General features: G+C 63.0%; 11 protein-coding genes. 2 read left to right on the forward strand and 9 right to left on the reverse strand.

Annotated features, from left to right (window positions below; genetic code table 11):
* Positions 1-79: 79 nt before the first annotated feature.
* The 9 genes from M1B35_RS14380 to M1B35_RS14420 all read right to left on the reverse strand — a co-directional run bounded on the left by M1B35_RS14380 (position 80) and on the right by M1B35_RS14420 (position 7429).
* On the reverse strand, positions 80-982 hold the full coding sequence (locus M1B35_RS14380) for a metal ABC transporter solute-binding protein, Zn/Mn family (RefSeq protein ID WP_268262290.1): 903 nt from the start codon (positions 980-982) through the stop codon (positions 80-82).
* Positions 983-1882, reverse strand: coding sequence for a metal ABC transporter permease (locus M1B35_RS14385; RefSeq protein ID WP_268262291.1), 900 nt, complete (start codon positions 1880-1882; stop codon positions 983-985).
* Positions 1879-2637, reverse strand: coding sequence for a metal ABC transporter ATP-binding protein (locus M1B35_RS14390; RefSeq protein WP_268262292.1), 759 nt, complete (start codon positions 2635-2637; stop codon positions 1879-1881). Before M1B35_RS14390 ends, M1B35_RS14385 begins: the two co-directional genes overlap by 4 nt.
* Positions 2634-3560 (reverse strand): metal ABC transporter substrate-binding protein, encoded by a 927-nt coding sequence (locus M1B35_RS14395; RefSeq protein ID WP_268262293.1) that lies wholly within the window; start codon positions 3558-3560, stop codon positions 2634-2636. The genes M1B35_RS14390 and M1B35_RS14395 overlap by 4 nt, the downstream gene beginning before the upstream one ends.
* A 34-nt stretch (positions 3561-3594) precedes the next feature.
* Positions 3595-4170: a DUF6162 family protein gene (locus M1B35_RS14400; protein WP_268262294.1), complete on the reverse strand. Its 576-nt coding sequence runs from the start codon at positions 4168-4170 to the stop codon at positions 3595-3597.
* Entirely contained in the window at positions 4167-4433 is a 267-nt protein-coding gene (locus M1B35_RS14405; RefSeq protein WP_268262300.1) for a hypothetical protein, read from the reverse strand. Before M1B35_RS14405 ends, M1B35_RS14400 begins: the two co-directional genes overlap by 4 nt.
* A gap of 77 nt (positions 4434-4510) precedes the next feature.
* Positions 4511-5053, reverse strand: a complete 543-nt coding sequence (locus M1B35_RS14410; RefSeq protein WP_268262295.1) for a thiamine pyrophosphate-binding protein — start codon at positions 5051-5053, stop codon at positions 4511-4513.
* The gene (locus tag M1B35_RS14415) at positions 5050-6258 is read right to left on the reverse strand and encodes a PepSY-associated TM helix domain-containing protein (protein WP_268262296.1); all 1209 of its coding nucleotides are present in this window, start codon (positions 6256-6258) and stop codon (positions 5050-5052) included. Before M1B35_RS14415 ends, M1B35_RS14410 begins: the two co-directional genes overlap by 4 nt.
* Before the next feature lie 232 nt (positions 6259-6490).
* The gene (locus M1B35_RS14420; RefSeq protein WP_268262297.1) at positions 6491-7429 is read right to left on the reverse strand and encodes a siderophore-interacting protein; all 939 of its coding nucleotides are present in this window, start codon (positions 7427-7429) and stop codon (positions 6491-6493) included.
* 239 nt (positions 7430-7668) lie between these two features.
* Here M1B35_RS14420 and M1B35_RS14425 point away from each other — a divergent pair, with 239 nt between their 5' ends.
* On the forward strand, positions 7669-18750 hold the full coding sequence (locus M1B35_RS14425; RefSeq protein WP_268262298.1) for a non-ribosomal peptide synthetase: 11082 nt from the start codon (positions 7669-7671) through the stop codon (positions 18748-18750).
* On the forward strand, positions 18750-20963 hold a 2214-nt coding region (locus M1B35_RS14430; protein ID WP_268262299.1), incomplete at its 3' end, for a condensation domain-containing protein. The genes M1B35_RS14425 and M1B35_RS14430, both read left to right, overlap by 1 nt.

Below are 20963 nucleotides of genomic sequence, written 5' to 3' on the forward strand. Positions count from 1 at the left end.
GTCTGGGCATCGAAGGTCTGTCGGGTGCAAGGGGCGATGGCCGGGAGCGCCAAGGGTGGCGCTCCGGTGCCAAAGATTTTTACAGTGGGGCGAGAGTGTCGAGGATCTGCTTGATGGAGCCTTCCAGGCCCGCCAGCGGGTCGCTGCCATCGGTGTCCAGGACCACCAGCGTGCTACCGGATTCGGCGATGGCGGCTTTGACGTTATCTGCCGGTTGGCGATGGTCGAGCACCAGTTTTACTTCGCTGTCCTTGAGGGTCTGGCTCAGTTGCTTCAGTGCCTCTGGCGTCCATTGGTCGTCCGCCCGTGCATCGACCTGGATCAGCTCCAGGTTGAGGCCGCCAATCAAGTAGGCGAAATGATCGGACAAGCTGACCACGCTGAGGTTGTCCGCTTGGCCCAGGCGTGCCTCGCTGTCTGCGCTGAGCTTGAGCAAGCGCTGTTTGAAACGTGCCAGGTTGGTCTCGATGCTGGGCTTGGCCTTGGGGGCCAGGCGTACCAGGTCGGCGGCGATCACATCCGCCATCCTCCCCATGTTGTTGCTCGCCAGCCACGGCTGGCTGTTGAGGCTGTCGGCGACTTTGCCGGGCTGTACGGCGATACCCGGCAAGCCACCGTCTACCGGGCGTGCCGCATCGATTTCGACGATGCGTATATTGCTGCGCCGGGCCATGGGGTAGAGCGGGTCATCGCTCCAGACGGAGCGCAGACCGACCACCGCGTCGGCGTTGACCGCCAGCTTTTGCAGGGCCTCGGCTCCGCGTCCGCTGAAGTAGGCGCTCTGGCGGCTGCCGGGCAGGTTGGCTGCGGCCGCGCGCTCGAGCTTCACGTCGCTGCCCTTGAGCAGCATGTCACTCAGGCCATAGGTGATTGGCAGGCTGGCCAGCACGCGAACTTGCGGGTTCGCGTCGGCCGCCGACAACGAGGCACTGAACAGGCCGGTCAGGGCCAGGGCCAGGGTCAAGCTACGTACAGTAGGCATTTATCCAATGTTCCCTTTGAGGCTGGGCACGGTGCCGCGGGCGACGGCCGCGAGGGCGAAGGCGATACCGGCCATGAGAATGATCGCCGCGCCGGACGGCACCGGCAGGTCGAAGACGATCGGTAGCAGGATGCCGCTCAGGGTGCTGACGGTGGCAATGGCCACCGATATCCAGAAGAAACCCTTGAGCGATTGGCTCAGCAAGCGGGCGGCGGCGGCGGGGATCACCAGCAGTGCACCGACCAGTATGGCGCCGATGACCTTGACTGCCGCGACGGTGATCAGGGTCACCAGGACCACGAACAGGTAATCGAGGGTTTTCACCGCCACGCCCCGCACCGCAGCCAGTTGCGGGTTGAAGCTGGCGAGCATGATGCGGTTGTACAGCGGCAGGCTGAGGCCCATGACCAGCGCGCCGACCACTAGCAGCACCAGCAGGTCATTGCCATTGACGGTCAGCACCGAGCCAAACAGCACGTTCTCGAGAATGTGCACGTTGATCTTGCCCGCCAGCACCAACAGCAGGCTGGCACCCAGGGCCAGGGACACCGAGAGGAACACGCCAATCAAGGTGTCCGGTGCCAGGCCGGTACGGTTGCGCAGGTAGTTGAGCAGCACGCCGAACAGCAGGCAGTAGCCGAACAGGGCACCGTAGGGGCCAGTGTAGGGTTCGCCGAGCAGGATGCCGATCGCCACCCCGGTCAAGGCCGCGTGACCGACGGCTTCGGAGAAGAAGGCAAAGCGCTTGACCACTACCAAGGTGCCCAGGCCGCCCAGCACCGGGCCAATCAGCAGGCCGGCGAGCAAGGCATTGACCACAAAACCGTAGGCCAGTGCTGAAGGCAGGTACCCGGAGGAGGCCCAGCCCTGGATCATCAGACGAAACGCTTCATAGGTCATGCTTGGGCGCTCCCGGTCGCACTGCGCGGATGGGTGGAGAACAGCGTCAGCAGGCGCTCCGGTGTGAGGGCTTCAGCGGGCGAGGCGTCGAACAGTACGCGGCGGTTGAGGCCGGTGACCCGGTCCGCCAGGCGCTTGACCGCTTCAAGGTCGTGCTCGATCCACAACACAGTCATGCCGCTGCGTTGCCAGTCCCCCAGCAACTGCTCGAACACCTGGATCCCGGCTTCGTCGAGGGCCGACATGGGTTCGTCTAGTACCAGCAACTGAGGCGATGGAATCAAGCCTTGGGCCAGGAGTACTCGTTGGCGTTCGCCACCGGACAGCGCGCCCATGCGGCGCTTGCGCTTGTCTTGCATGCCGACCTTTTCCAGGGCTTCGCTGATGGCCTTGGCGTAATGGCGCGACAGGCCCAGAAAAGCTGGACGACGCTGGCACATGGCGGCCATGAAGTCGTCAACGGTCATCGGCAATCCGCGGTCGAACTCCAGTGCCTGGGGCACGTAGCCGACAACGCCGGGAGCGCCGGGCCACTCCAGGCTCAGGCGACCCTGGTGTGGCATTTGCCCGAGCAGGGTCTTGATCAGTGAACTCTTGCCCCCGCCGTTGGGCCCCACCAAGGCGTGCACGTGGCCCGGGCGGACCTTGAAGGTCACTTGATCGAGAATGGTGGTACGCCCCAGTGTCAGGCTGACGGCATTGAAATCCAGGGTCGGACCAATGGCGGCGACCGCGATGCTCTCTGCGACGGTCATGCACCTGCCTCCTGGATGGCCCGTACTACGGTGTTGAGGTTGTTGTTCATTTCCTTTTCGTATTTGTCGGCAGTGTATTCGCCATAGGAAATGTGTGACAGCGGGTAGAGCTTCACCCCAGACTCGCGCTGGATGGTTTCAACGTAAGTGGAGGGGAAGTCCAATTCGGAAAAGATCACTTTCACGTCCAGTTCGCGCAACTGGTCGATGGTCTTCTTCAACTGGCTGGGGCTGGGTTCGATACCGTGGGCCGGCTCCACCACGGCGGTCACTTCTAGGCCGAACTCCCGCAGCAGGTAGTCATAGGCGGCATGCACCGTGGCCACTCGCAGGTCGGCATTGGGCGCTTGGGTCAGCTTGGCCAGGGCGTCGGCGCGTATCTGGCGCAGGCGTTTACCGTAGGCACGAGCATTGGCGGTGTAGGTCTTGGCGTTATCCGGGTCGAGCTTGCCCAGTTCGCGGGCGATGTTGTTGACCTGGGCAATGGAGGCGCTGATAGACAGGAAAGTGTGGGGGTTGACCACTTTGCCGGCCCCTCGCGCAGCCACCCCGGTGGCCGCCAGCAGAGGCACGTTTTCGTTGGCTTCGATGACCTTGATATCGGGGGTTTCACTGGCTTCGATCATGCGGTCGGCGAAGTCGTCATGGCCCACGCCGTTGAGCACGATCACATCCAGCGAGCCGATACGCTTGATGTCGTCGGCGCGTGGTTCATAAGCGTGCGGGTTGAAGCCGGCGGGAATCAGCGGCACCACCTCGGCCTTGTCGCCGACAATATTGCTCACGTAGCTGTAATAGGGGTGCAGGGTGATGCCGATGCGCAGGCGCTTGGCCTGGTCAGCGCTGGCCATGGGGGTGATCAGCAGGGTCAGCAGGCCAGCCAGCAAAAGGCGGCGTCGGGTGAACAACGATGAAATAGACATGGCTAAATGATCTTCTCTCGGGTGAGTCCGGGGTTCAGTGCCGATGCTGGCGAGTCACCCCGGCATCGAATTGCGCGACCACTTGTTGCCAGCCGCCGGCGATCAGGACCGCGTCGGTCAGGTCTTGTGGGGCGGCGAGTGGCGCGCTGCGGTTAAGCCAGATATCCACCGCGCTGTTGGCGTCGGTGACTCGCATCAGAAATGAACCCGCCGTTGCATTGGCCTGGCTCAGGCCCAGGTAGGCAGTGCTCCCGACCAATTGCCAGCGATGGTTGCCCCGGCTGACCGAACTGGCGTCCTGGGCGAACGGCGCAAAACCCTCTTCGGCAAGTTGCTCAGGAGAGGGCAGGGTTTGTTGTTCCTGCTGCAGCAGATGGATCTCGTCCAGGGTCACTCGCAGGTCGGCGTAAATGCCTTGCTCCCCGGCGCTGAGGTCACGCCGGGCATCCAGTTGATGACTTTCGACAGGGGTTACCTCTTGGGTTTCGCCGTGCAGGGCGACCACCGAACCGGCGGCAAGCAGAACCAGCAGGCAGAACAGCAGAACGTAGAGGGTTTCGTGCCCGGCCCCGGCTGGGCGGATGACTTGGGTTGTGGTTGGCAGGCTCATGGGGCCTCGATATCGGCTTGGTCGATTTCCACGACATGGCCGGGGCCGGCGTCGAACAGTACATAGAACTCGGCGCTGGGCTTCTTGAAGGTCAGGGTCGAATCCGCCCCCAGCTTGCCCGGCACCAGAATGCTTTCGTCATAGCCGATAACATCCAGGGTCACCCCCGGTGCGCCACTGCCATCGGAAAAACCGCCCTTGCACTGGATATGCTCGCCGTCGATTTCCTTGCACTCACACATCGGGTTGTGGGCCAGCGCCATCTGGCTGAAGCCGGCGCAAGCCAGCAGCAGGGTGCCAGCACCCCAAGTGCGCAGGAAGTTGGGACTTTTGGGCGAAATCATGGCTTGCCTCCTTTTTCTTTGAGCCAGGCGATGGTCGCGGGGGATGCCTGGGTCAGGGGGATGGACGTCTGGTGCATGGAACCGTCCCAGCCTTCCAGGGTGACCCATAGATCGGCATCGGGCTTGGTGCGTTCGGGTACAAGCAAAAACGCGCTCATTTTGTAGGGTGCGCCGAAGAAGATGGTTCCGGCGGCGCGCAGGCTGCGCGGTTTGCCGATCCGCAGGTAGACCGCCTTCACCTGAGTGATGCAGGCATCGCAGAGCTTGGCGTTGAAGGTTTTCGAGAAGCCGGCCGGGCCATCGGGGCGCGGTTTTTCATCGCGCAGTTCGGCCAGGCGCAGGCTCCAGGGGCCGGCTTGCAACTCACCCAGGTCACGCTGGCCCAAGCCGTTTTCACCGCGAAAAAGTGCCGCGTCGGCCAGGTACTTGGGCATGAACCCCAGGGGAATCAGCAACAGCAGCACGTTGATGTGGAAGCGCCATTTGTACCAAAGCTTGCTCAGCGTAGAGGCAGGTTGTTGGCTGATGGCCTTGCTCATGAGTTGCTCTCCAGCGCTTTTCCGCTCAGGTCGTGATCTTGGGTGGCGGCCTTGGCTGCGGCCTTTTTGTTGTCACGCTTGAGGGCGTGCAAAGTGGCGAGGGCGGTCCTTTTGCTCCAGATCAGCAGGCCGCTGAGCACCATCATGCTCAGCACCAGGCCGAAAAATGCCCAGATCAGCTTGATCCACAGGCCACCGAAGTCGCCGGTGTGCAGGGGGCGCATGGACTCGGTGACGAACTCCAGCGTCGAGCGATCGGACAACAGCCGCGAGGCATCGATATTCCCGGTGTAGGGGTTGACGTCGGCGGTCTGGAACATCAGCGGGTACCAGCCGCGCCCGCCCACCGACAGATGACTGTAAGCGTTCAGGGGCAGGCTGACGAAGCTGGCTTCCAGCCCCGGTACTTTCTGGGTGGCAATGCGAATCGCCTCATCGATACCGACGGTCTTGACCGGCTCTCCATTGACGGACAACGGCACTTCCTCACGGGCCACCGAGGTCAGGACCGGCTCGGTGGAGATGGTGATCTGATTGTCGGCGAGTATTGCCTGGATCAGGAACCAGGTCCCGGTGATGGAAATGACCGCGATAAACCAGATCGACCAGATGCCGCTCAAACGGTGAAAGTCGCCCCAGAAAATCCGTGCGCCGTGGTTGAAGCGCAGGGTCGGCTTGAAAAAGCCTTTCCAGAAACGTTTGTAGACCACCAGGCCGGTGACCAGGGACGCCAGCATCGGCAAGCCGAGTAGGGACACCAGATACCAGCCCCAGCTATAGCCATTGGTAAAGGGCACCAGCCACCAGCCGTGAAGGGCGCGGGTGAAGTCCTCGAAGCTGAATTGCGGGCTGACACCCTGGATCGCCCCGGTGTAGGGATTCAGATAAATCGACGGCGAACGGCCATCGGGGTAGACCACGCGCGCCACGAGGGCAAAGTGCGACTCGTCGGGCCGGCTGATGGACCTGACGATAATGCTCGGGTCGGTCTTATGGACCGCCGCAATCGCCTCTTCGAACGTGAGCAGGGGCGCGTCATCCGAAGGCTTGGGCGCCCTGACATCGGGGTTGGCCAGCCATACGATCTCCTGGCTGACCACCGCCAGGGTGCCGGTGAAACAGACAATCAGGACAAAGAACCAAATCGGCAGTGCCAGCCAGCTATGGACCAGGAACCAGAGTTTCGAGCGAGACTTTTTTGACATGGATTGGAGTCTTTAAATTCGGGGGAAGACGGCGCGTACCAGCCGAAATGCCAAGACCACAGGCACCGTGAGGTGGCCATGGTCTTGAGGGAAGCACGCCTTCCGGAGGCAAAAAAAGCTACGTGTACTTCTAAAGACGAATGAGATGCAAAAAACCCGAACACTCAATTGATAGTAAATGTTTCGGTATGCGCCGATGTCGCTCCCTGCGGGTCAGCGTCCGAGCAGGGGCTCACTCCAGCGAGCGCCCCAGTCGCCAGTAGCCCATGAGGGTGATGGCGCGACGGTCCAGGCCGCGCTCGTTGATCAGGTGGCGGCGGATGGAGATCACAGCCGCCGACTCGCCGGCGACCCAGACATAGAACTCGCCATTGGCCTGGCTGGCGCGCTCCCAGAGGATGTCGCGCTCGATATCGACGTTCTCCAGGGCTTTGTTTTTCTTGCTGCCGACTGTGGCCGCAGGCAGCTTGGCCAGCTCCCGGACGGCATGCAGCATCCCTTCGCCGTGGTGCTGCCGTAACAGGTCCCGTGGCAACCAGTGCAGTTGGGTGGTGGGACCACAGCGCAGCGGCAGGCAATCAGCTTCATGGGGTACTTCGATAAAGGCTTGCACCTCCGGTGGATCGGGCTGATCGGCAAGCTGTTCAAGAATGCCGGCGATAGCAGGCAGGGCGGTCTCGTCGCCGATCAGCAGCACCTGGCGCATGCCCTCCGGCGGCTGCCACTCGTAGCCGCCCGTGCTGCCGGCGTAGTTGCGGTCTGGCGCCACCAATTGCAGCCGGTCGCCAACCCTGGCCTGGGTTGCCCAGGCGGACGCCGGGCCATTGACTCCGTGCAAGACAAAGTCCACATCCACTTCGGCCTGTTCGGCGCGCAGTTGGCGAATCGTGTAGGTGCGCATGGCTGGCCGTTTTTCCACCGGCAGTGCACGTCGCGCCGCGTGCCAATCGTAGTCGGGCAGATCGCTGGCCGAACCATCGGGGCTGGGGAAAAACAGCTTGATCCGCTGGTCGGCAGCCAGGGTATTCATTTCCTGCACGTCTGGGCCGGTGAACACCAGTCGGGTCATGGAGGGGCTGAGAGGGATGCGCTGCTTGAGCTCGACGTTGAACAAGCGATAGGCCGTGCGTTTCTTCAAGCCGGGAGTGACCAGTTTGTTCAGGCTTGTCATTAAAGAGTGGGCAAGTGACAGAGCGGACATGGGCGAGGCCTGCATGCAGATGGGCTTGTGAGTTAGACGAGCCGCCTGGGGGGAAAATTAACCGGGTGCGGGCGGTCTTTTCACTCCTGCCAGCCGCGTGCCGAGACGCTGTAAATCAGGGATCTGGGGGTTAATTTTTCAGTTGCTCCATCCGTTTTGTAGGGATAGCCGGGTAATGCCCGATAGCCAACATGTACGGATGAAACACGATGAATGCTGAAGATTCCTTGAAACTCGCCCGCCGATTCATAGGATTGCCGCTGGAAAAGCGCCGGCTGTTCTTGAAGGCTCTAGAGAAGGAAGGGGTCGATTTTTCACTGTTTCCCATCCCGTCCGGCGTTGAAGGCACTGATCGGCAAGCGCTTTCCTATGCCCAGCAACGCATGTGGTTTCTCTGGCAGCTTGATCCCCAGAGTGGCGCCTACAACCTGCCCAGCGCGGTGCGTCTGCAGGGAGCGTTGGACGAGGCGGCGCTGGAACAGGCGTTCGCTAGCCTGGTCGCGCGTCATGAAACCTTGCGCACGGTTTTTCGCCAGGATGAAGACGGCCATGTGTACCGCCTGCCCGCAGAGCAGCCGCTGATCGTCGAGCGCCAGGACCTCTGCTCGCTGACCGCCGAGCAGCGGGAAACCCAGGTGCGGGAGGCCGCTCAGGCCCAGGCTCGTCGTCCCTTCGATCTTTCCACCGGGCCGCTGCTGCGGGTCGGGCTGCTGAAGCTTGGTGAGACCGAGCACGTCCTGTTGCTGACCCTTCACCACATGGTCTCCGATGGCTGGTCGATGGGGGTGCTGATCGAAGAGTTCAGTGCTTTTTACGATGGCCATTGCCAGGGCGAGCTGGCGACGTTGCAACCCTTGCCTATCCAGTACGGCGATTACGCGTTGTGGCAGCGCAGTTGGCTTGAGGCTGGCGAGCAACAACGTCAGTTGGACTACTGGCAGGCACAACTGGGCGAGGAGCATCCGGTCCTGGCCTTGCCGACGGATTACCCGCGGCCGGCGGTGTCGAACCACGAAGGGGTTCGTCATGAGTTCGAGCTGGAAGCGGGTCGGGTCGAGTCCCTGCGTGCGTTTGCACGCAGCCAGGGCGCCAGCCTGTTCATGGTGCTGCTCGCCGGTTTCACCCTCTTGTTGCATCGTTACAGCGGCCAGGACGATGTGCGCATCGGTGTGCCGATCGCCAACCGCAACCGGCGTGAAGTCGAAGGCCTGATCGGTTTCTTCGTCAATACCCAGGTCATGCGTACCCAGCTCGACCCGCAACTCACCGGCAGCCAGTTGCTGGCGGCGGTGCGTGAAGCCACCTTGGGTGCCCAGGCCCATCAGGACTTGCCGTTCGAGCGCCTGGTGGAGGCGTTGCAAGTCGAGCGCAACCTGGGGCGCAATCCTCTGTTCCAAGTGCTCTACAACCACCAGTCCGGCGTGGCCGAGGTGAGCAATCTACGGACCCGTTCCGGGCTGAGTATGGCGTCACTGCAGTGGCGCACCCGGCACGCACAGTTCGACCTGACGCTGGACACCTTCGAGCGTGAGGGGCGCCTGTTTGCCGCCTTTACCTACGCCAGTGAGTTGTTCAGCGCAGCCACCATCGAACGCATGGCTGGCCATTGGCTGAACCTGCTCGCCGGGTTGGTCGATGATCCTCGGCAGCGTCTGGGCGAGCTGCAGATGCTTGACGCGGGCGAGCGCCAGCAAGTGATTTCGCAGGGTAGTCAGGGGGCGGTGAGTTACCCCCATCAGGACAGCATTCACGGTCTTATCGAAGCCTGGGGCGAGCAGTCGCCGCTCACCACCGCTCTGGTGTTCGGCGAGCAGTCGTTGACTTACCAGCAGTTGAACGAGCGGGCCGAACGCTTGGCAGCCGTCCTGCAGGCACAAGGCGTCGGTCCGGACGTGCTGGTTGGCATCGCAGTGGAGCGCAGCCTGGAAATGGTGGTCGGCCTGTTGGCGGTGCTCAAGGCCGGTGGCGCCTACGTGCCCTTCGACCCGGAATACCCGCCTGAGCGCTTGGCGTACATGGCGCAAGACAGTGGCATCGCCTGGCTGCTGACTCAGGCTCACCTGTTGCAGCGCCTGCCGTCCATGGCTTCGGTGCAGACCTTGGTGCTGGATGAGTACCTGGATGACAGCCGGGCGCCCAGCCCTCTGCTGCAGCCCGTGGTCCTGTCGCCGGACAACCTGGCCTATGTGATCTACACCTCCGGTTCAACCGGGGCTGCCAAGGGCGTGACCATCAGTCATGGAGCGCTGGTCAACTACGTGCAGGCGGTGCTGGAGCGGTTGCCATTGGAGGGCGCGCGCAGCATGGTCGTGGTATCGACCATCGCCGCCGACCTCGGCCACACCACCTTGTTCGGTGCGCTGTGTTCCGGGCGCACTTTGCACGTGGTGCCTCTGGATACCTCACTGGATGCGGCGCGTTTCGGCCAGTACATGGATCGCCATGAGATCGATGTGCTGAAAATCGTCCCCTCCCATATCGAGGCCTTGCTGGCGGATGAGTGGGCCGGGCAAGTGCTGCCCAAGCGCTGCCTGGTGCTGGGAGGCGAAGCCTGCTCCAGTGAATTGCTGCGGCGTATCGCGCAGGCCGCGCCCCAGTGCCGCGTGGTCAACCACTATGGCCCCACTGAAACCACCGTCGGCGCCCTGGCGCACGTGATAGACAGTCCGGCCCGCTTCGGTGTGAGCGTGCCCCTGGGCCGTCCGCTGGGCAATGTCAGCGCCTACATCCTGGATGCTTCGATGCAACCGGTGGCGGTGGGTAATTACGGCGAGTTGCACTTGGCTGGAGCCGGTGTTGCCCGGGGTTACCATCAGCGCCCGGGGCTGACGGCCGAGCGTTTTGTGCCGAACCCTTTTGGCCCGGCCGGGTCACGGATGTACCGCACCGCCGACCTGAGTCGTTACCAGGACAGCGGCGCGATCGAGTTCGCCGGACGTATCGATCATCAGGTCAAGATTCGCGGTTATCGCATTGAGCTGGGGGAAATCACCGCCAGCCTCCTGGCCCATGCCAGCGTGCGCGAGGCCACGGTGCAGGTCCACAGCGCCGGTACCGACAAGCAACTGGTGGCCTATGTGGCGCTGGCCGCCGGCGAGGAGCCTGCGCAGAGCCTGAATGCCTTGCGTGAGCACCTGGCGCGCAGCTTGCCCGACTACATGGTGCCGGCGCACTTCCTGGTGCTGCCAAGCCTGCCGTTGACCCTTAATGGCAAGCTCGATGTGCGGGCCTTGCCGCCGCTAGAGGCGACGGACAGTGGCCGACAGTACCGCGCGCCGATCAGCAGCGTCGAGCAGCAATTGGCGCAGATCTGGGCTGAGGTGCTCCAGGTGGAGCAGGTCGGTCTGGATGACAATTTCTTTGCCCTCGGTGGTCATTCGTTGCTGGCCACCCAGGTGATTTCTCGTATCCGGCGCTTGCTGTCTGTGGAGATTGCACTGCGCAGCCTGTTCGAGACCCGCAACCTTGAAGAACTGGCGGCCCATGTCCAGTCCCAAAACCGCGGCAACCTTGGCTTGGGCGTTGTATCCCTGCCCCGGGACCAGCCGCTGCTGGCCTCTTATGCCCAGCAACGGCAATGGCTGTTTTGGAAGTTGAACCCGGAAACCGCGGCCTATAACACGCCGATTGCCGTGCGCTTGCTGGGCGCGCTGGACCTGGCCGCCTTGCAGGGCACCTTTGATGCCTTGGTGGCGCGCCATGAAACCCTGCGCACCACCTTTATCGAGTCCGGGGATGCACTGCTGCAGGTGGTCAACCCGCCCCATCGCGTGCCACTGGCCCTTGAAAGCATTGCCTCGGCAGCCCTGTCTGGTGCGATACACGCGGAAACCCAGGCACTGTTCGACCTGACCCACGGCCCACTGCTGAGGGTCAAGTTGCTGCAACTGGCCGAGCAGGAGCATGTGCTGGTGCTGACGTTGCACCACATCGTCTCCGACGGCTGGTCCATGGGTGTGCTGGCCCACGAATTCGTGTCGTTGTACCGCAGTTTCAATGCCGGGCAGGCGCCGACCCTGAGTGCCTTGCCGGTGCAGTACGCTGACTATGCCCAATGGCAACGCGAGACCCTGGCGCAAGGAGAGATGCAGCGCCAGATCGACTATTGGGTCGGCCAACTGGGCCATGAGCACCCGGTCCTGAGCCTGCCCACCGACCTGCCGCGACCCGCTCACGCGGCGCACCGCGAAGGGCGTATCGACTTTAGCCTGCCACCGGCCCTGGAACAGTCTGTCAGGGCGTTGCTCAAACAGCAGAACATGACCCTGTTCCAGTTCTTCCTGGGCAGTTTCTCCTTGTGGCTGGCGCGTTACAGCGGCCAGGACGATGTCCGCGTCGGGATCCCGGTGAGTAACCGCAGCGGTGAAGAGCTGGAAGGCCTGATCGGCTTTTTCGTCAACACCCTGGTGTTCCGCGCGCAGGTCGACGGTCACCTGCCGGTGCGCCAGGCGTTGCAACAGATGCGCGACACCGCACTGGCGGCCCAGGCCCATCAGGACCTGCCGTTCGACAAGCTGGTGGAGGTGCTCAACCCTCAGCGCACGTTGAATCAGAGCCCGCTGTTCCAGGTCATGTACAACCATTTGTCGACCCGCGGCACGGCCGTGACCAGCGACAGCCTGCCCGGCCTGCAAGCCCGGGAAATTCCTCTTGAGGGCGGCGCGGCGCAGTTCGACCTGACCCTGGAAACCCTGGAAACCAATCAGGGGCTGAATGTCTCGCTGATGTACTCGGCCGAGCTGTTCGAAACCGCCACTGCCGAGCGTATGGCGCGGCATTGGTTGAACCTGGTCGAAGGCATCGTCAAGGATCCCGGGCAGCCCGTGGCCCAGTTGCCGTTGCTCGATGTGGCCGAACGGCATGGGGTGCTGGTCGCGCGCAATCCAGCGTATGCCGCAGACGCTGGCGATACCTGTGTCCACCGTCTTTTCGAGGCTCAAGCCCGTTTGACGCCTCAGGCCCCGGCCTTGGTGCTGGGACGTGAACAACTGACCTATGCCGAGCTGGAGCAGCGCGCCAATCGGTTGGCCCAGCGTCTGCAAAACGCGGGTGCAGGACCGGAGCGGCTGGTGGGGGTCGCCCTGGGGCGGGGCTTCGAATGGGTGATCGGGGTGTTGGCGATTCTCAAGAGCGGCGCCGCCTACGTGCCGTTGGACCCTGAGTACCCTGCCGAGCGTCTGGCCTACATGATCGAAGACAGTGGCCTGCAGTTGTTGCTGAGCGAGCGCGGGCAATCGGTGGTCGAGCTTTGCGGACCGACGGTGGACGTGCTTCTGGTGGACGACCTCGAGGTGTCGGACAGCTCGGTGCCGGAGTTCGTCAGCCCGGCGCTGCCATCCGGCCTGGCTTACGTGATCTACACCTCCGGCTCCACCGGCGCACCCAAGGGGGTGGCGGTCAGTCACGGCGCCTTGGCCATGCATTGCCAGGCCGCTGCCGACCTGTATGGCATCCAGGCCAGCGATTGCTCGCTGCAGTTCGCCTCCAGCAGTTTCGATGCGGCCGCCGAACAGCTGTTCCTGCCACTGATTCGTGGTGCTCGCCTGGTGTTGGGTGATGTACCGAAATGGTCGGTGGAGCAGTTGCTGGATCAGCTTGAACAGCACGCCGTCAGCGTGATTGACCTGCCGCCGGCCTATCTGGTCCAGGTCGATCAGGCCTTGCAGGCCCTTGGACGATCGATCTCGGTGCGGGTGTGCATCCTGGGCGGCGAAGCCTGGGACCGCAGTCTGCTGCGCAACTTGAAACAGGTTCGGCCTGCACAGCTGTTCAATGCCTACGGCCCGACCGAGGCAGTGGTCAGCCCGTTGATCTGGCCGTGCCCGACGGCGGATGACGGCAGCGGCTATGCGCCGATCGGCCGGCCGGTTGGTCAGCGCCAGGGGTATGTGCTGGACAGTTTTCTTGAAGCGCTACCCGAGGGTGTGTCCGGCGAGTTGTTGGTGGGAGGGCAAGGCCTGGCGCGCGGTTATCTGCACCAACCCGCCTTGACCGCCCAGCGCTTTGTGCCGGACCCGTTCGGCGAGGTCGGTGGCCGCCTGTATCGCACCGGTGACCTGTGTCGTTATGGGCGAGACGGCAGCGTCGAGTACCTGGCGCGGATCGACCAGCAGGTGAAAATTCGTGGGTTCCGCATTGAGTTGGGTGAGGTCGAAACCTGCCTGCGTGACCTGCCTGAGGTGGTCGAAGCAGTGGTCCTGGCCCAGCCCGGTGCCGCCGGCCTGCAACTGGTGGCCTATGTGGTCGCCCGTTACTTGCCCGAGCGAGAGGCCCAGGCCGCGTTGCGTGAAGCGCTCAAGCAGCAGCTCAAGCAGCGGTTGCCGGCGTACATGGTTCCCGCGCACCTGCTGTTCCTTGAGCAGTTGCCGCTGAACATCAATGGCAAGTTGGATCGCAAGGCCTTGCCCGAGCCGGACATCAGTGAGCTGCAACTGGCCTATGTGGCGCCGCGTTCGGACCTGGAGCAGCGTATCGCTCAGGTCTGGCAGCAGGTATTGCGACTGGAGCAGGTGGGCGTCACCGATAACTTCTTCGAACTGGGCGGTGACTCGATCATTTCCATTCAAGTGGTCAGTCGCGCTCGGCAGGCAGGCATCCACTTCACCCCCAAGGACCTGTTCCAGTATCAGACCGTGCAGGGCTTGGCGAGCGTGGCCAGCGAAGGCGAGCAGGGGGTGCAGATCGATCAGGGGCCGGTCAGTGGCAGCATGCCGCTGTTGCCGGTGCAGCAAGCGTTCTTCGCGGAAAACAGCGTGGCACGGCATCACTGGAACCAGTCGGTGGCGCTCAAGGCGCTGGTTCCTGTCGAGGCTGAACTGCTGGAAAAAGCTTTGTCGGCGGTGGTGCAGCAACATGATGCCCTGCGTCTGAGCTTTCAACCTGAGGGCGACAGCTGGCGTGGGGTTTTCCTGGCCCCCGCAGCGTCGCCAGGCGCGTCGTTGTTGTGGCAGGTGGAGGTGGCCGATCCTGCGGAGTTCGAGGCCCTGGGTGAGGAGGCCCAACGCAGCCTTGACCTGAAGCATGGCCCGTTGATGCGTGCAGTGCTGGCGCAGATGGCCGATGGCAGCCAGCACGTGTTGCTGGTTATCCATCACTTGGTGGTGGACGGCGTCTCCTGGCGGGTGCTGCTGGAAGACCTGCAAACCGCCTATCGTCAATTGCAGCAAGGGCAAGCCCTGGCGCTGCCGGCCAAGACCAGTGCCTTCAAACACTGGGCCGAGCAGCTTGAAGGTTATGCCCACAGTTCGCAGATGGCCCAGGAGCAGGACTTCTGGATGGCGCAGTTGCAGGACGTGAGTGATTCACTGCCCTGTGATCGTGCCCAGGACCGGGACCTGCACTGTCACGCTCGGACTGTGCAGTCGCAGTTGAGCAGCAGCCTGACCCGTCAACTGCTGCAGCAGGCGCCTGCGGCCTATCGCACACAGGTCAACGATCTGTTGCTCACGGCCCTGGCGCGAGTGATCGCGCGTTGGTCGGGTAATGATTCGGTGCTGATCCAGCTGGAAGGCCATGGTCGCGAAGAGTTGTTCGATAACGTCGACCTGACCCGGACCCTGGGTTGGTTCACCAGCCTGTTCCCGCTCAAGTTGACCGCCAACGCCAGCCCAGAGGCGTCGATCAAGGCCGTCAAGGAGCAGTTGCGTGCGATCCCCAACAAAGGGCTGGGCTTCGGCGTTTTGCGTTATCTGGGGGAGACCCCTGTACAGCAGGCCCTCAAGGCCCTGCCGGCACCGCGTATTACCTTCAACTACCTCGGGCAGTTCGATGGCAGTTTCGACAACACCCCGTCGGGCCTGTTCGTGCCGAGCGGACTGGGTGCCGGCGCCAACCAGGACCCGCAAGCACCCCTGGGCAACTGGCTGACCCTCAATGGCCAGGTCTACGATGAGGTATTCACCCTGGGCTGGACCTTTAGCCTGGAGCGCTTCGACGTGGCCACCGTCCAGCGTCTGGCGGATGACTACAGTGCCGAGTTGCAAGCGCTGATCGAGCATTGCTGCCGGGAGGAAAACGCCAGCCTGACCCCAAGCGATTTCCCGTTGGTCTCGCTGGACCAGGCGCAACTGGACCAACTGCCGTTGGCCGCCCGGGATGTGGCGGACCTTTACCCGCTGTCGCCGATGCAGCAGGGCATGCTGTTTCATTCCCTCTACCAACAGGCGACCGGGGATTACATCAACCAGATGCGCCTGGAGGTCAGCGGCCTGGACGTCGAGCGTTTCCGTGGTGCCTGGCAGGCAACCCTGGACGCCCACGACATCTTGCGCACCGGTTTTATCTGGCAGGGCTCGCTGGAGCAGCCAGTGCAAGTGGTGTTCAAGCAGGTCGAGTTGCCGTTTCAGGTCATGGACTGGCGCCATCGCAGTGATCTGGCCCAAGCCTTGGAGCAGCAGGATCGCATTGAGCGCGAGACCGCTTTCGACCTGGCCCGTGCGCCGCTGCTGCGGCTGGTGCTGATCCAGACCGGGGACGACAGCCACCACCTGATCTACACCAACCATCACATCCTGATGGACGGCTGGAGCAACTCGCAGTTGCTGGGCGAAGTGCTGCAGCGTTACAGCGGCCACGGCCCGGCGGCCCAGCTCAGCCGCTATCGCGACTATATAGCCTGGCTCCAGGGGCAGGATCAGCAAGCGGACCAGGCCTTCTGGCAGGGGCAACTGGCGACCTTCGAGGCACCGACCCGGCTGTCCCTGGCGCTGGCCCATCTGCCGTCGGCATCTGATCACGAAGGCCGCAGCGTTCTTCATCAAGGCTTCGATGCCCAGCGTACCCGGCATTTTGCCGAGTTCGCCCGTGAGCAGAAAATCACTGTCAATACCTTGGTCCAGGCGGCCTGGCTGCTGCTGTTGCAGCGTTACACCGGTCAAGCCACCGTGGCGTTTGGCGCCACCGTGGCAGGACGTCCGGCCGACCTGAAGGGCATCGAGCAACAGATCGGGCTGTTCATCAACACGCTGCCGATCGTGGCCACGCCTGATCCGGTCCTGTCGGTCAGCGCCTGGCTGCAACAGGTGCAGTCGCAGAACCTGGCTTTGCGCGAGCATGAACACACGCCCTTGTTTGAAATCCAGCGTTGGGCCGGGCAGGGCGGGGAAGCGCTGTTCGACAACATCCTGGTGTTCGAGAACTACCCGATGTCCGAGGCTCTGGAGCGGGGAGCGCCCGAGGCGTTGCACTTCAGCTCGGTGGTCAACCACGAACAGACCCATTACCCACTGACCTTGGCAGTGGCGCTGGGGGAGACCCTGGAGTTGCATTACGGCTACGGGCACGAGTATTTCAGTGCCGCCGCCGTCGAGCAGATCAGTGGTCATTTCGCCCAACTGCTGGAGAGCCTGACTCACGCTGCGCCGCACACGGCCTTGGGCGAGTTGGCCATGCTGGGCACCTCCGAACGCCTGGCCCTGCTCGGCAGCCCGGTGGCCGTTGCCGCCGTGGCCGAGGAGCCGGTGCACCGGCTGATCGAGCGTCGAGTGGCCGAGGCACCGGAGGCCGTGGCGCTGTTGTTTGCCGGCGAGCACTTGACCTACGGTCAACTCAACGCCAGCGCCAACTCCCTGGCCGAGCGCCTGATGGAGCAGGGTGTAGGCCCGGACGTCCGTGTAGGTGTGGCCTTCCCTCGCAGCCTGGAAGTGATTGTGGCCCTGCTGGCCGTGCTCAAGGCCGGTGGCACCTATGTGCCGCTGGACCCGGATTATCCCGAAGAGCGCCTGAGCTACATGATGGCCGACAGCGGCATGGCGCTGCTCTTGACCCAGCAAGCCGTGTTGCCTCGCCTGCAGTTGCCCCAAGGCTTGCCGACCCTGATGCTCGACAGTCTGGCCGAGGGTTCCAGTCGCAACCCGGCTCCGGTCCTGGACGCCGACAACCTGGCTTATGTCATCTACACCTCGGGTTCCACGGGCCAGCCTAAAGGCGTTGCAGTCAGCCATGGTCCCCTGGCCATGCATTGCCGTGCGACAGCCCTGAGCTATGAAATGACGGCGGCTGATTGTGAGCTGCACTTCCTGTCGTTCGCCTTTGACGGCGCCCATGAGCGCTGGTTGACCACCCTGAGCCAGGGGGGACGCTTGCTGATCCGCGACAACCAGCTGTGGACCGCCCGGCAAACCTATGACGCGATCCGCCAGCATGGCGTGACCATGGCTGGTTTCCCACCGCTGTACCTGCACCAGCTGGCCGAGCTGGCCCAGCAGGATGGCAACCCTCCGCCCGTCAGGCTCTACAGCTTCGGCGGGGATGCCATGCCACGGGCCAGTTTCGAGCTGGTGCGCCAGGCCCTGCGTCCACAGATCATGATCAACGGATACGGCCCGACAGAAAGTGTGGTTACGCCGCTGTTGTGGAAAACCGGCCCTTTGGATACGTGTCCGACGCCTTACGCGCCGATTGGTCGTTGCGAGGGCGATCGTCTGGCTTATGTGCTGGGCAGCGACCTGAATCTGTTGCCGGAGGGCATGCCGGGCGAGTTGTACCTGGGCGGCACGGGTTTGGCTCGTGGCTACCTCGACCGACCGGGGCTGAGTGCCGAGCGTTTTGTCGCCGATCCTTTCAGTAATCGAGGTGCCAGGTTGTATCGCACTGGTGACCTGGTGCGGCGTCTTGCCGACGGTAGTCTGGAGTACCTCGGGCGCCTGGACAGCCAGGTGAAGATTCGCGGCTTCCGCATCGAAATCGGCGAAGTCGAGTCCCGTCTGCAGCAATTGCCGGAGGTCAGCGAGGCCGCGGTCATTGCCCATGAGGGACCCACCGGCCAACAGCTGTCCGCCTACGTGGTTGCGGCCGATGCCGGGCTGCTGCAAGCGCCGATCGAGGAGCAATTGGAGCTGCGTAATCGGCTCAAGCGGCAATTGGCGCAGACGCTGCCCGAGTACATGGTGCCCAGTGGTTTCACCCTGCTGGCGTCCCTGCCGTTTACCCCCAACGGCAAGCTCGACCGCAAGGCTTTGCCGCTTCCCGATCTGGCCCACTCCGGGCGCGCCTATGCGGCACCGCAAAGCGAGTTGCAGCAGCGTATCGCGGCGATCTGGCAGGACGTGCTGAAAGTCGAGCGCGTTGGCCTCGACGACCACTTCTTCGAACTGGGCGGGCACTCGCTGCTCGCCACCCAGGTGACCGCCCGCATGCAGTTGGAGTTTGGCGCGAACCTGCCCTTGGACCTCCTGTTCAAGGCTGACTCGCTGACGAACTACGTCGAGTTGGCTTCCCCTTATTTAAACCTGGGTTCCGCGAGTGACCTCAGCGACCTGAGCGATTTCCTTTCGGAACTGGAGACAATTTGATGCGCAACACAGAACAACTGGCCCTGGTTCAACGCTTTGTCCGCCTGCCATTGGCCCAGCGCAAAGCCTTCCTGGAAAAGCTCGGCAGCAAAGGCATGAGTTTCGTGCAATTGCCGATTCCGGCGGTACAGGACGAGTTCGACACCATCCCTTTGTCCTACGCCCAGCAGCGCCAGTGGTTTCTCTGGAAGTTCGACCCCAGCAGCTCGGCCTACAACATCCCCACCGCCCTGCGCCTGAAGGGCGTACTGGACAGCGAAGCGTTGGAGGCGGCGTTCAATCAACTGATCGCCCGCCATCAGTCCCTGCGCACGACCTTCGTCGAAGAGGGTGAGCAGCCGCAGCAACGCATTGCCCAGCAGCAGCCCCTGCGACTGCAGCACAGTGCCTTGCCGGCTAACCTGCAAGGCGCCGAACACGAGGCCTGGATCAAGGCATTCGTCGAGAGCGAGACGCAACAGCCTTTCGATTTGGCCTCCGGGCCTTTGTTGCGGGTTTGTCTGCTGCAGGTGGCACAGGACGAATACGTGCTGGTGCTCACGGTCCACCACATCGTCGCCGATGGCTGGTCGATGCCGGTGATGGTCGAGGAACTGATCCAGCTTTATGCCGCCCAGCGTGAAGGCCGTCAGGTTGAACTGGCCGTGTTGCCGATCCAGTACGCCGACTACGCCATCTGGCAGCGCAGTTGGATGGAAGCGGGAGAGCGGGAGCGCCAACTGGCCTACTGGACTGCTCAGTTGGGTGACGAACAGCCTGTACTCGAACTGCCGAGCGACCGGCCACGGCCGGCGGTCCAGAGCCTGCGTGGTGCGACCCTTGCGGTGCCCCTGGCCGAACACCTTAGCGCCGGGCTCAAGCAACTGGCCCAGCAGCAAGGCGTGACCCCCTTCATGCTGTTGCTGGCGTCGTTCCAGACCCTGCTGCATCGCTACAGTGGGCAGTCCGATATTCGCGTCGGCGTACCGATCGCCAACCGCAACCGTGTGGAAACCGAGCGCCTGATCGGCTTCTTCGTCAACACCCAGATCCTGCGTGCACGCTTCGATCAGCAGCCGACATTCAGTGCCTTGTTGCAGCAGGTCAAGCAAGCGTCCCTGGACGCCCAGGTCTACCAGGACCTGCCCTTCGACCAACTGGTCGAGGCCCTGCACCCTGAGCGGAGCATGAGCCACAACCCGCTGTTCCAGGTGCTGTTCAACTATCAGCGCGATGCCGGGCGCGGTGCCGCCTCGCAGAACCTGGCGGGCTTGCAGGTCGAAGGCCTGGGCTGGGAAAACAACACGGCGCAGTTCGACCTGACCCTGGATGTGGTGGAAACCGAAGGTGGCTTGAACGCTTCATTGAGCTACGCGACTGATTTGTTCGATGCCACGACGGTCGAGCGGATGGCTGGGCATTGGCTCAACCTGCTGCAAGCAGTGGTTGCAACGCCGGAGCAGCGGGTGGGTGAACTGCCTTTGCTCGACGTGGCAGAGCGTGGCGAGATTCTGCATGACTGGAACCCACAACAGGCCGAATACCCTAGCAACCGTTGCATCCACGAGCGGATCACCGAGCAGGCTGAACGCTCGCCCCAGGCCATTGCCCTGAACTACGGCAGTGAGCACCTGACCTATGAGCAGCTCAACAGCCGAGCCAACCAGTTGGCCCACCGTCTGATCGAGTTGGGTGTGGGGCCGGAAGCCCGTGTGGGCCTGGCCACCGAGCGCTCGCTGGAGATGATTGTCGGCCTGCTGGCGATCCTCAAGGCCGGTGGCGCCTATGTGCCCCTGGACCCGGAGTACCCGGAAGACCGCCTGAACTACATGATGCAGGACAGCGGCATTGCCTTGCTGTTGACCCAATCGCACTTGCAGGAACGCTTGCCGGTTTTCGCAGGCCAGACCCTGTTGCTCGGCCAGGACCTGTCCGCCTACAGCACGGCCAACCCGGCGGTGCAGGTGGATCCGGCCAACCTGGCGTACATCATCTACACCTCTGGCTCCACCGGCATGCCGAAGGGCACGTTGTTGCCGCACCACAACGTCATGCGCCTGTTCCAGGCCACCGAGCACTGGTTCCATTTCGATGAAAAAGACGTCTGGACGATGTTCCACTCCTACGCCTTCGACTTCTCGGTGTGGGAGATCTTCGGTGCACTGATGTACGGCGGTCGCCTGGTGGTCGTGCCGTACCTGGTCAGCCGCTCTCCGGAAGATTTCTACCAGTTG

It is taken from the genome of Pseudomonas morbosilactucae (assembly GCF_023241665.1).
Lineage (GTDB): Bacteria > Pseudomonadota > Gammaproteobacteria > Pseudomonadales > Pseudomonadaceae > Aquipseudomonas > Aquipseudomonas morbosilactucae.